6 protein-coding genes and 1 pseudogene are annotated in these 12,688 nt (G+C 35.4%); 1 reads left to right on the plus strand and 6 read right to left on the minus strand.

The genetic code is table 11. The annotated features are described in order from the left end of the window. Window positions 1-25: 25 nt before the first annotated feature. The 6 genes and pseudogenes from EG359_RS06580 to EG359_RS06605 all read right to left on the minus strand — a co-directional run bounded on the left by EG359_RS06580 (window position 26) and on the right by EG359_RS06605 (window position 10,506). Complete coding sequence (locus EG359_RS06580; protein WP_076350799.1) at window positions 26-1,180, minus strand: efflux RND transporter periplasmic adaptor subunit; 1,155 nt, start codon at window positions 1,178-1,180, stop codon at window positions 26-28. Window positions 1,181-1,182: 2 nt separating this feature from the next. Continuing rightward, window positions 1,183-5,530 (minus strand): annotated as a pseudogene (locus EG359_RS06585) (CusA/CzcA family heavy metal efflux RND transporter). Window positions 5,531-5,670: 140 nt separating this feature from the next. Beyond that, the gene (locus EG359_RS06590) at window positions 5,671-6,057 is read right to left on the minus strand and encodes a hypothetical protein (protein WP_076352054.1); all 387 of its coding nucleotides are present in this window, start codon (window positions 6,055-6,057) and stop codon (window positions 5,671-5,673) included. A 640-nt stretch (window positions 6,058-6,697) separates the two neighbouring features. Further along, a complete protein-coding gene (locus EG359_RS06595; RefSeq protein WP_076350797.1) occupies window positions 6,698-7,609 on the minus strand; it encodes a hypothetical protein in 912 nt (303 codons plus the stop codon). Between the two features lie 10 nt (window positions 7,610-7,619). After that, complete coding sequence (locus EG359_RS06600; RefSeq protein ID WP_076350795.1) at window positions 7,620-8,540, minus strand: hypothetical protein; 921 nt, start codon at window positions 8,538-8,540, stop codon at window positions 7,620-7,622. A 520-nt stretch (window positions 8,541-9,060) separates the two neighbouring features. Further along, window positions 9,061-10,506 (minus strand): helix-turn-helix transcriptional regulator, encoded by a 1,446-nt coding sequence (locus EG359_RS06605; RefSeq protein ID WP_076350793.1) that lies wholly within the window; start codon window positions 10,504-10,506, stop codon window positions 9,061-9,063. Window positions 10,507-11,354: 848 nt separating this feature from the next. Between EG359_RS06605 and EG359_RS06610 the strand changes: the two genes are divergently transcribed. After that, window positions 11,355-12,650, plus strand: coding sequence for an NRAMP family divalent metal transporter (locus EG359_RS06610; RefSeq protein ID WP_076350791.1), 1,296 nt, complete (start codon window positions 11,355-11,357; stop codon window positions 12,648-12,650). Window positions 12,651-12,688 lie beyond the last annotated feature (38 nt).

Below are 12,688 nucleotides of genomic sequence, written 5' to 3' on the forward strand. Positions count from 1 at the left end.
AAGTTCTTTTATTTTACTATAATTTTTATTCATCTGCAGTGTTCTTAAGTTTCATAAGAAGTGTATATGCATTCCTGATGACTATTTTTTTATTTTTAAAATCATCAGCATTTATGATCTGTACAAATCCGTTTTCTGCTTCACCTAATGTTACAGGAGTCAATCGGTAGGTCTGCTTTTTTTCTTCTATGAAGACAAAATCTTTTCCTTCAAAATTGACAATACTCTCTTCAGGAACTGCATTGGAAAAAGAAGTACTGGTCTCGATCTCGGCATTCATATACATTCCCGGTACAAGGCTCTGATCATATTTTTCAAAATGACAGTGTACTTCAGCCCATCCGCCTGGATTAACATCCTTGCTGATCAGCAGAATTTCACCATAGTATTTTTTATCAGGTTCAGCATTGGTATAGGCGGAAAACCTCTGCCCTTTCTTCAGATTTGCCAGATCTTTTTCATATACTTTAAGATTAAGATGAATATCATCCGGATTGATAAGTTCAAAAAGAACATCGGAAGGATTCACATATTTCCCGATATTCACGTTGACCTTACTTACAAAACCATTGATACTGCTGTAAACAGGTACACTTTTCTGAATATTCCCCGAATTCAGAGATTCAGGTTTGATATTGATAAGACGGAGCTGCTGTGCCAGAGAATTCATCAGGATTTTCTGGCTGTTCATTTCAGACTGGGCCTGCTGCATTACCTTATCACTGGTGGCCTGACTTTGATTAAGAGTTTTCTGACGGTTATAATCCAATTGGGCAAAATGCATTTTAGATTTTGCCATTAAATAATCCTGCTGAAGCTGAATAAACTGCGGATTTTCTATCACAGCAATCACCTGCCCTTTTGACACCGGCTTTCCCGGAAGCAGGCTGCTCGACTTTAAATATCCACCTAAAGGTATACTGACAGAAACCAGATTTTGTGGTGGTACATCTATCATTCCGTTAAGTTTTAAGACGGAAGAGATTTTCTGCAGAGAAAGTACTGTTGTTACTACAGTTGCATTTTTCAGTTGAGCATCGGTAAGAGTTACAACGTTTTCATCTTTGGAAGATACCGCTGCGGGTGCCGGCTCCGTTTTTCCATGATCTTTACACTCATAAAACATGAGCAATCCTATTATTGACAGGGAATATAATATAATTTTAAATTGACGTTTCATTGTTATGGATTTAAAGTAAGATATTCCAGCTCTATAGCACTCTGATTCAGTTTCCAGATTGCATCGGTGTAGCTGTTTTTTAAAGTAACCGCCTGATTGATCAAGATGACAAATTCCAGATAATTGATCTCACCGGCAAGAAACTGTTTTTTAGCTGTTTCAGTAATAATATTGGCATTTTTCAATTCTGAACTTTCATATTGCGAAACAATATCAAGGTTAGCATGATAAATCCCGGATGTCTTTCTGTACTGATTCTGCAGATTGAATTCCATGTTAGCAATATCACTTTCCACAACAGATTCTGCAATTTTTGCAGCCTGAATTCTGGCTTTCTGCCCACCTGAAAAAACAGGAACCGAAACCCCAAGCTGTACAGAATGAAACTGTGGTGTCCCATTGTACACTTTATCATCCGCGCCCATTCCTCTGAAGCTGTTGAGGTTATAGGCCAGCTGAAGTCCGGGAAGCATCTTTGCCTTTTCAAGGGCGATCTGCTGTTCAGAAATATTTTTCTGCTGTTGCAATACTTTAATAGCCGGATGTAAACTAAGCTCTTCTTTAAGGCCTCCATGATAAATTTTCTGATCTTCCGGAAGAAAATCTGTCTCTGCATTTAAAAGCCACTGAAGCTGATACCCCAGCACTGAAAGCTCCTGGTGTAATTGCTTTAACTGAATTTCAATAGAAGATTTCTGATTGGAAGCTGTAGTTTTTTCCAGGATATTACTTTCTCCAGCTTTCAGACGGATGTTCGCCTTATCCAGAAAATCAGTGTAAAGCTTCAACGTTTCCTGAAGAAGTTTCTCCTTTTCTTTTCCGTAGAGAATATTATAAAAGGTAAGACTTACGGCTTTCTTCAGCTCATATTCTTTAAGAGAAACGTTTAGCAGAGATTTTTTCCATTCTTCGGTGTATACGTTCTTCTGCTTTTTATATACGGTAGGAAATGCGATGTTCTGGGATATTCCGAATTTCATATCCGTCAAAGCACTGTTGATCTGCCCATAATCTACTGTGACTCCTGTCTGAGGAATATCAGATGATGATCTGATAAGGGCCTTTGTATATTCTGATTTTAATTTTTCATTTTTAAGATTTCTGTTATTTTTCAAAGCAATATCAACAGCATCCTGCAATGTAACAGGGGTCTGGGAACTGAAAAGCCCTGCAAAACCGAAGCAGACAAAAAAAGCCAGAGCGGAAATCTGTTTTTTATTTTTTATTTCTTTCATTTTTAAATCCTTTTTCAATAGTTACATACAATAATGGTAAGACAAACAGGGTCAGAAAAGTTGCAACCATCAGTCCTCCAATAACCACCGTTGCAAGAGGTCGTTGTACTTCAGCTCCTGCTCCATTGCTGACGGCCATCGGAATAAACCCCAGTGAAGCAACAAATGCTGTCATCAGCACTGGCCGAAGCCTTGATTCTCCACCATCTATGATGATTCTTACAATATTTTTAATTCCTTTCTTGTGAAGACGGTTAAACTCTGAAATCAACACAATACCATTTAGCACTGCCACTCCGAAGAGCGCAATAAATCCCACTCCTGCACTGATGCTGAAAGGCATTCCTCTTAGCGCCATCAGAAATACACCACCAATAATCGAAAGTGGAATCGCGGTGTAAATCAGCAAGCTTTCTTTAACAGAATTAAAGGCCAGGAACAGCATGACGAAAATAAGAGCCAGAGCAATGGGAACTGCTATCATGAGGCGTTGTTTGGCGTTATTGAGATTTTCAAACGAACCTCCATACGTCATATAATATCCCGTAGGGAGTTTCATATTTTGATCTACCTTATGCTGAAGTTCTTCCACAATACTCTGAACATCCCGGTCTTTTATATTAAAGCCTACTACAATTCTTCGTTGAGCATTTTCTCTCTGAATCTGGTTGGGGCCGTTTTTCACCTCCACTTTGGCAAGCTGAGACAGCGGAATCTGACTTCCGAAAGGTGTAGGGACTAAAAGATTTTTAATATCAGTAACATTTTTCCGGTCTTTGGTATCCAGACGTACAACCATATCAAAGCGTTTTTCTCCTTCAAAAACCAATCCGGTACTTTGCCCTGCAAATGCAGTATTAACCACGCGATTGATATCTGAAACAGATAAATGATACTGGGCAATCAGAGGACGGTTGTATTCGATAATTACCTGCGGCATTCCCGAAACTGGTTCTATATAGAGATTCTGGGTTCCTTCCACTGTTTCTATTATTTTCCCGAGCTTTTGTGCATTTTGGGAAAGTACATCAAGGTCTTCTCCAAAAATCTTGATTACAACGTCCTGTCTTGCCCCAGTCATCAATTCATTAAAACGCATCTGAACAGGATATTGAAAACTGGCCGTAATTCCCGGTACATCTTGCAGCTGTTTACCCATCTTATTGGCCAGCTCCGGAAAAGTAGACGCTGAGGTCCATTCTTTTTTATCCTTTAAAATAACCATCATATCGGACGCATCCATAGGCATCGGATCGGTAGGAACCTCACCGCTTCCAATTTTTGTAACCACCTTTTCCACTTCGGGAAATCTGGATTTGAGAATGTGTGCTGCTTTCTGGGTACTTTCAATCGTTGTTGTCAGATTGCTTCCGGGTAAAACCCTTGTATCTACGGCAAAATCACCCTCTTCAAGGGAAGGAATAAATTCACCCCCCATTTTGGATAAAATGAAGACAGCAGTTATAAACAAGATTGCCACTACCCCAAAAACTATTTTGGGTACTCTGAGAAGTTTAAGTAAAACTGTAAGATATATTTTCTCCACCTTTTTCATCATTCTGTCTGATAAAGTAGGTTTATCACTTCTTTTTCTCAGCAATACCGCACTCATCATCGGAATATAAGTCAGTGAAAGCAAAAATGCTCCAAGCAGTGCAAAAGCTACGGTTTGGGCCATAGGCTTGAACATTTTCCCTTCGATTCCCTGTAGGGTAAGGATCGGAAGATAGACAATCAGAATGATAATCTGTCCGAAAACGGCGCTGTTCATCATTTTTCCTGCAGATTCAATAACGACAGTATCCATTTCCGATTTTCCGACAGAAAAAATCTTTTTAAACTTTGAATTATGACTGAACTGATGTAAGACAGATTCTACAATAATCACTGCTCCATCAATAATCAACCCGAAATCTAAGGCTCCAAGACTCATCAGATTTCCACTGACTCCAAAGAGGTTCATCATACATATTGCAAAAAGCATAGCCAAAGGAATAACAGAGGCGACCAGCAAACCCGCTCTTATATTACCCAGAAATAAAACCAGTACAAAGACTACAATCAGGGCTCCTTCTGTAAGATTTTTTTCTACTGTTCCGATGGCATTGTTTACCATTTTGGTTCTGTCCAGAAAAGGCTCTATCACCACTCCTTTCGGAAGTGCTTTCTGAACCTGGGCAATTTTTTCCTTTACATTTTTTATGACCTGATTGCTGTTCTCACCTTTGAGCATCATTACTACAGCTCCCGACACTTCTCCCTGGTCATTAAAGGTCATGGCTCCATAACGGGTGGCAAACCCAGGCTTTACCTCAGCAATATCTCTTATAAACAAAGGAACATCATTTGTTTTTGTTGCAATAGAGATATTATTGATTTCTTCAATACTTCCAACCAGCCCTTCACTCCTGATATATAGAACAGTGGGCCCTTTCTCAATATAAGCACCTCCGGTATTCTGATTATTCGCTTGAAGCGCATCAAATACGTCATTGATTGTTATTCCATAAGAATTAAGTCTGTCCGGATTTACAGCAATTTCATATTGTTTCAGCTTACCTCCGAAGCTACTCACTTCCGCAACTCCTTTTACTCCCAAAAGCTGTCTTCTTACAATCCAGTCCTGAATGGTACGAAGTTCTGTGATATTATATTTTTTCTCATATCCTTTTTCTGGCCTTACCACATACTGAAAAATTTCGCCAAGCCCTGTGGAAATAGGTCCAAGTTGTGGATTTCCTATTCCCTGTGGGATAATCGCCTGTATCTGCTGAAGCCTTTCGGCAACCTGCTGTCTCGCCCAGTAGATGTCAACATCATCTTCAAAGACAATGGTCACTAAAGAGAGTCCAAACCTGGAGAAACTTCTGATCTCCTTTAATCCTGAAATATTATTGTTAGCCTGTTCTATAGGAAAAGTAACAAGGCGTTCTATATCTGTTGCGCCAAAAGAAGGCGCGGTGGTAATAACCTGTACCTGATTGTTGGTAATATCAGGTACCGCATCTATCGGCAGCTTGGTAACCTGATAAGATCCCACACCAATAAGTCCCAGTACCAACAATGCGATAATGAGTTTATTCTTTACAGAAAACTCAATGATTTTTGTAAGCATATAATGATTGATTAATCTTAATTATCGTAATAAAATTCTGGTATTCTGATACATAGACTCAATGCTTCTGTATTACATACAGGCACTTTTATTAAATACAGAATACCTTCTCAGTCAAAAAAATGCCTGAGAAAAATAGATTAAGATTGAAGAAATCTTGGTGGTTGCCAAATAGAATTGAGTATTTCTTTATTGTAAAGAACACTTTTATAAAGGGGTTTCTTAACCTCACGGGCATTGTAGACCTTCTCTGTAGAATAAAAATCTAAATATGAATTAATGGTGAAAACAACAGACAGCAGGCTTGCATGTGAAACAAAAGGCAATCTTTGGTCCTGATCATGGTCGCTGTCTTTTACAGGATGATCGTAATGGGTTTTCAGAAATGCAGTGAGAGACATCTCTGGGTTAAGATTTTTATGTTGTATATAATGCTCTATAAGGAGCGGCATTTTCAAAAGCTGATACAATTCGGTCGTAGAAACCAAATATAATGACAACAACAATATGGAAATCAGCTTTTTCACTGTATCAAAATTACAACTTTTTTCATTAAGAATCATTTTAAAAAATCAAATACTGCTTATTAAGTATTAGAACAAATAAACACTTGTTGGTTCTGCCGAATAAATTTAATTCAAAACTACACTTTACTGATATGCTGCTTATTGTTTGATATTATAAAAAAACTTGATAGAGAATACCAAGGTTCAGCAAACTAATTATAATTGGTTAAAACCAAAAAAAAATTCAACGTATTATTCCTTTCTTGATTAACTTAAAATTAACATAAACCTCCGGTTCTTTCTGCAGATGCACTTCTGGAAGTCCCTGTATTTGTTATTTTTGTCTGCCGAAATATCAGCATAACATCAGCTGGTGGGTGCTACAATACCATTCACCGGAGATCTCACTGCATTAGTTAATATCTATCGGGGAAATATCATTTTCCATGCAAAGGAAGACTAATCCTCCAAATAAATATTGCAATTGATAATATATAAGGAATTCAGAAGGTAAAATATGAATAGAATTACTCTTTTTTCTAAATTCTGTATTTAAAAACTCCTGCTTCTGTTCTCTGGATAGAGTAAAGTTGCAGGAGTTCCTGGGAATAGTTTTTCTTTATTTTTGTTTTTAGAATCTTGAAGTGTGATTTTAGCCCATCTAAAGTTTGGTGACAATTAAGTAACCATAATTATCACTTCCATTTGGAATATTCATTTGACACGTTTGGGTATTATAGCTGTCTCCTCCAGCATAATTAACAAACAACGCCACTTTTTCATTTACTGCCGTACTTTGATAAGCAACAATAAGCTTCTGTGGATTAGCATACGCATAACTGCTAACATGAATTCCTCCTGTCGCATTTCTTCGTGCAATCGCATAATCTCTGAAAATTGTGTTGGTAGAATAAACAGAACTTCCATTACTGGCTGTAGCAAATATGGTATTGATAGCAATTTGGCCGGTATTAGATGATGTTGTTGGCAGTCCGGTACAAAATGCTGTCTGATACATCTCAAAAAGATATACACCAGGTTCGGGAATCGTTAGATAACTTATATTGCTGACAGATTGTGAATTGACAGTTCCCGAAACATCTGTTCCGAATCCAAAACCTGTTGTATTACCTTGAACATCTCCTCCTGCAGGAAAAGGAATATTGGTATACATATTTGTATTATAAAGCGAAAAGTTACCAAAGGATGAACTGCGTTTAAAGTAAAAATACTGAATTGTTGCAGGCTTAACCTTAGCAGCACCACTAGCATCAACAGCAAGAGGACTGTAAGGAGAAGACAAAACAGGCAGATTTTCATGTTTCACCTCAGTTTTTACATGCAGTAAATCAGTAGGTAGAGATGTACCTGTATTAATTCCTAGGTATCCATTATTTTGGAGTTTAAATAATTCTGATCCGTCTGAGTTATTAATTTCCAGAGCTTTAGCTGTCAAATCATTTCCCTTTGAAATAATATCTAATGTTGCTGAAGGATTAGTGGTATTGATACCCACTTGCCCCCAAACTTCAGCACTGACTGAAGTTAAAATTATTAAAAATATCTTTTTCATAATTAGTGAATCATAATTTGGAAATATTCATTGTTATTTTATTGGATAAACCAGGAGGAGTAGCAAAGGCACACACATTTGTGGGAAAGCTATCACCAAAACCATAATTTACAAAAAGGGCAATTTTTTCATTTGCTGCTGTAGTTTCAAATACTAGAAAAACAGTGTGGGGAAGTGGAAAATTATAAGGGCCTGTAATTACTGCACCAGTATCATTTCTTCTGGGTAAACCATTGTAACGGACTACGGCTAACCTATTGTAGCTCGTACTAGCTGAAGATGCTTTGAATAGAGCTGTTCCTATTCCCAACATCCCATTGGATGAATCAGTAGGACTTCCAGTGCAATTGGTATAGTAATTTAAATTTATTTTATAAACCCCAGGCTCCGGAAAAGTGATATATCTTATATTTGAGGATGAAATTACAGTACTGTTAACATTTAAAGAGGCAGAAGCATCAGTACCAAATCCTGTACTAATAGTATTGGTAACAACCTGTGCAGAAGTAAGTGGGATATTGGTATAAATACCAGTGTCTGAAAGTGGGAAACCAGAAGTAGTAACCGTTGACGCCATTGCCATATAAAGATATTTAGTAGGCTCTGGAACGTAGGTTCCAACTGTACCATCATCCTTGATAGCAAGAGGCGATAAACTTCCTGAAACAATAGGTAGGTTTTCATACCTTACACTTCCATTGGTATGCAGTTTTGCAGTAGGAGTAGAAACATTGACCCCGACATTTCCATTATCAAGAATTGTCAGGAGTTCTGTTCCATTGGAATTACTTACTTCAAGTGCTTTAGTCGCATTTGTATTTCCCTTAGATCTAATATCTAACATGGCACTAGGAGTTACCTCATTAATACCAACTTGTGCAAGTGTAGTAGCTGACAATAATATACTTGCAAAAAATACTGTTTTTTTCATATATGCTGTTTTAGAGTTTGTAAAATATGGGATATAAAAAAGTAAATCTATCTTGGTCTATTTATATAAAAATAGTATAGAATAGATATGGAAAAGGGAACCTAATGACATATTTACATTTTCTTGTCAAATGTATTGTAATATCACAAAAAGATCTGCACTGCATTTGTACTGCAACAAATAAACAACTGAATACGTGTAATTTACATTTAAACCAATGAATACTTTCTTTTCAAACTATAAGGATTAATTCAATAGAAGAAAAACCCCAAACCACATAATTGCAGCAGTAAGGTTACAAATTAATACATTGTATGATCGAAATATAGCTTCTACAAAATATGAAATAGATAAGTATATACTGAATATTTTATGAAGCAATATAATCTATCTCAGTCTGAGTAGACCAAAAGTAATGTGGGAAGCATCGGTAAAACGTTTTCTCAAAAACTGATCTTGCCTAAGATACAATTCGTCATACAGTTTTACACCTGAGACATGAACCGTTGCATTGATAAAATTAATGCTCCAAAATCCATTTATTAAAATCGATCTCCTTTGGTAACTCAAGTTTCTTTCTTAGCCTGTATTTTTTAGATTCAACAGTCCTTAGTGATATATGGTCATAATCAGCAATTTGCTTATTGGAAAAGTTTAGTTTGATAAAAGCACATAATCTTAAATCATTTAAAGTAAGATGATTATACTTCGAAGTTAGATTATTACAAAATTCTGGATACAATTCCCTAAAACAATTCATAAAAGAAGGATCAGAATTTTTTACAAGTTGAATCAGTTCATCATGGACATTGCTAAGCTTTTTTCTGAGTTCTTGAGATTCCTGCACTTTTTGATCTATTAAAAAATCTTTTAGCTTTACTCGTTTTTTTAACTCATCACGAATCAAATAAATAGCTACGATACTCATGATTAAAATACTTATAATAATATAGTAAAAATAATATTTATTACCTTTTTCTTTTTTCAACTCCTCATCAAGAATTTTTTCAATTACAATGTTGGTAACATTTTCTTCCTCTGTTCTTAGACTATCACGTAGCTGAGAGTACTTCAATACAAATTCTTGTTCTTTTTCCTTATCATTAAGTCCCTTATAAGCTTCAGAAATTAATTCATATGATTCCAAATTTCTTTTTCGTAGATTGGCTTTACTAGTAATTTTTAATGAATTAAATAGATAACTCAACGCTTTATCATAATGTTTTTTTTTGATGTTGAGTTTGCCGAAGGCCCGCAAGACATTAGCCTTTCCTTCGATGGGAATCTCCTTTACCAACAATAAGTCATTAGCTTTATTAATAAAAAATTCAGCTGAATCAATATTTTGCTTTTGAAAATGTCTGTTGGCAATAGTTATAAACAGCATGGGCATTGGAGACTGCATGCACTTTTTTTCATTACTATATACTGAATCCATCATCCCTAACACCTGAAAGCTATTTCTTTTCCAATCATAGATATTATATAATCTCTTCTCCCTCGTCTTTTTATCTTCGATTCTTTGTGCATATTCAAATGCAACATCAAAACTTCTTATTGCTTGTGAATGCATATGAAGTGAATTATAATTGACTCCATAGACAAAATATAGGTACTCTAAAAGATTATTATCTTGATCTTTGTCGAGCTCTTTTTTAGCAATTTCTAAAAAATCTAGACTCGTTTTGTTTTTCTTAAATACAGTCAGAGCATAAGCAATATTAATGTTCCCTCTTATTTTTCCTTTTTTATAGTTCTGTTTCCTAGCTACTTCAAGGTACTTTCTTTCTTGCAAAATTATTTTTTTAAAATCACCATTTCTCAAAAGTCTGCCAAAAGCCTCTGTCTGCAAACTATCAATATCATGTATCTTGGATTGTGACTTATACTCTAAAAAAGAAAAAATGATCAATAAAAAAAGTACTTTTCTAAAATAAATCATACCAATAAATAAATTTGAATTCATACTTTACAAAGTTGTTTTTACTCCATTTATTGATAAGGAATGTTTATCCAGTACTGTTGATTCTGAACAATATTTATAGTTACTAAAAGAAGATAGTATTATTTTTTTCATACACTTTTTGACCTTAAATATATAATGTTTTACTTTGTTTTCAATTCATATTATTTTATTCATTAAAAAAATATTATAAATTAATTTTATTCTAAATAATGGTGATTTTAAATTATTTTTTTAATAAAAAAAATTAACAAATCACAAGTATATTGGGGTATACATAAAATGTTAAAAAGTAAATTCCATCAATTCTTCTTATTAAGGATATATAGCAGCATCCTTTATACATTATCTTATGTGTGAGCTGTGATTTTAAAATGCAGTATCAACAATATATATCCAAGTTCTTTTGCTCTATGATGTAAACAATATAATCTTCAATAGGTAATAATTTAGAAAGGGTACAGCATAAGATTCGCATGGACACTTGATACATAACATTCCACAGACTAAATATTATTGAATAAAAAGCAAAGTTTTACTTCTGGAACATCATTATATGTTTTTAGAATCAACTATTCTGTCTGATAAATGTCTGCAGAGAAAATATCATTCCTATACAGAAGCTGTTCAATCTGAGACGCGGCTATTTCAATTACCATACATGAAAAATTCTTTCTTTGAAAAATTTACCACAGAGATCAAATAAAAAGATTGTTATGGACGTCGGGAAGGTTTTCTCAACTATGAAAGAGCTATTTTACTATATAAAATTAAGAACTGCGATTTGCTATAAAAAATATACCAATTAATTCTCTTTAATAGTATATTGTATCCCTAAAAACTATTTAATTATGTCCGTTAAGCATAATTTTCAAAACCAAAGCAAAAAAATCAAAAAATTTTTCGGACTACTAGGTCCTGGACTGACAACAGGGGCTGCTGATGATGACCCTTCGGGAATTGCTACATACTCCCAGACCGGGGCTCAATTCGGTTATGGGCAGCTATGGACCGCACTCTATATGCTCCCATTTATGACTGCAGTACAGGAAGCCTGTGCAAGAATAGGAATGGTTACCGGTAAAGGATTAACAGGAGTTATCAAAGAACATTATAGCAAAAAAATACTCTATAGTTCTGTAGGATTGGTTGTCATTGCTAATACAATTAATATAGGAGCGGATATCGGAGCCATGGCGGCGGCGGCACAATTAATTATTCCTGCTGATATTGTTGTACTAATGTTGTTTTTTACTGTTAGCATACTTACTTTGGAGGTTTTCACAAGTTATCGCGTATATTCAAAAGTTCTCAAATGGCTGGCATTATCACTCCTTGCCTACCCTCTTACAGCTTTCATCATTGATCAGCCGTGGAAAGAAATATTAAAAGCCTCTATGGTTCCTCATTTTGAATTTTCTTTCAATTTTCTGTTCATAATCACTGGTGTATTTGGGACGACGATTACGCCCTATATGTTCTTTTGGCAAGCATCTCAAGAAGTGGAAGAAGAAAATAAAAGAGGTCTGATTCAAGATGGAAAACCCAGAATCGGGTGGCGTCATATTCATGCGATGAGAAAAGATAATAATATAGGCATGATTATCTCTGAATTTACTACATGGTGTATTATTTTGGTCGGAGGAACCGTTTTACACAGCGCTCATATAACAGATATTAATACTGCCGCTGATGCAGCAAAGGCTTTAGAACCTTTAGTTCAATCATTTCCAAATTCCGGATTGATATCAAAAATTATATTTGCAATTGGTATCATTGGCTTGGGACTTCTTGCTGTTCCAGTTCTATCAGGATCAGCATCTTATGCAGTTTCGGAAGCTCTCAACTGGAATGCAAGTTTAGATCTTAAATTTACAAAAGCAAAAGGCTTTTATATGGTCATTATTATCTCTACACTTATTGGCCTGTGCATGAATTTTATTGGAATTAATCCAGTGAAAGCCCTTGTTTACACAGCAGTTCTCAATGGTGTAGCTGCCGTTCCCCTCTTATTTCTGATTATCCGGATATCTGCAAGTGAACATATTATGGGAGAATTCAAAAGCAGGTGGCTGTCAAAAAGTTTATTATGGGCAACATTTTTCTTCATGGCTGCAGCATCAATTGCTATGTTTTTTACTATCTAAATAAATCAGTAAATACTTCAGCAAATGCTAAAGAATGA

Origin of the sequence: Chryseobacterium joostei (genome assembly GCF_003815775.1) — a bacterium.
Lineage (GTDB): Bacteria > Bacteroidota > Bacteroidia > Flavobacteriales > Weeksellaceae > Chryseobacterium > Chryseobacterium joostei.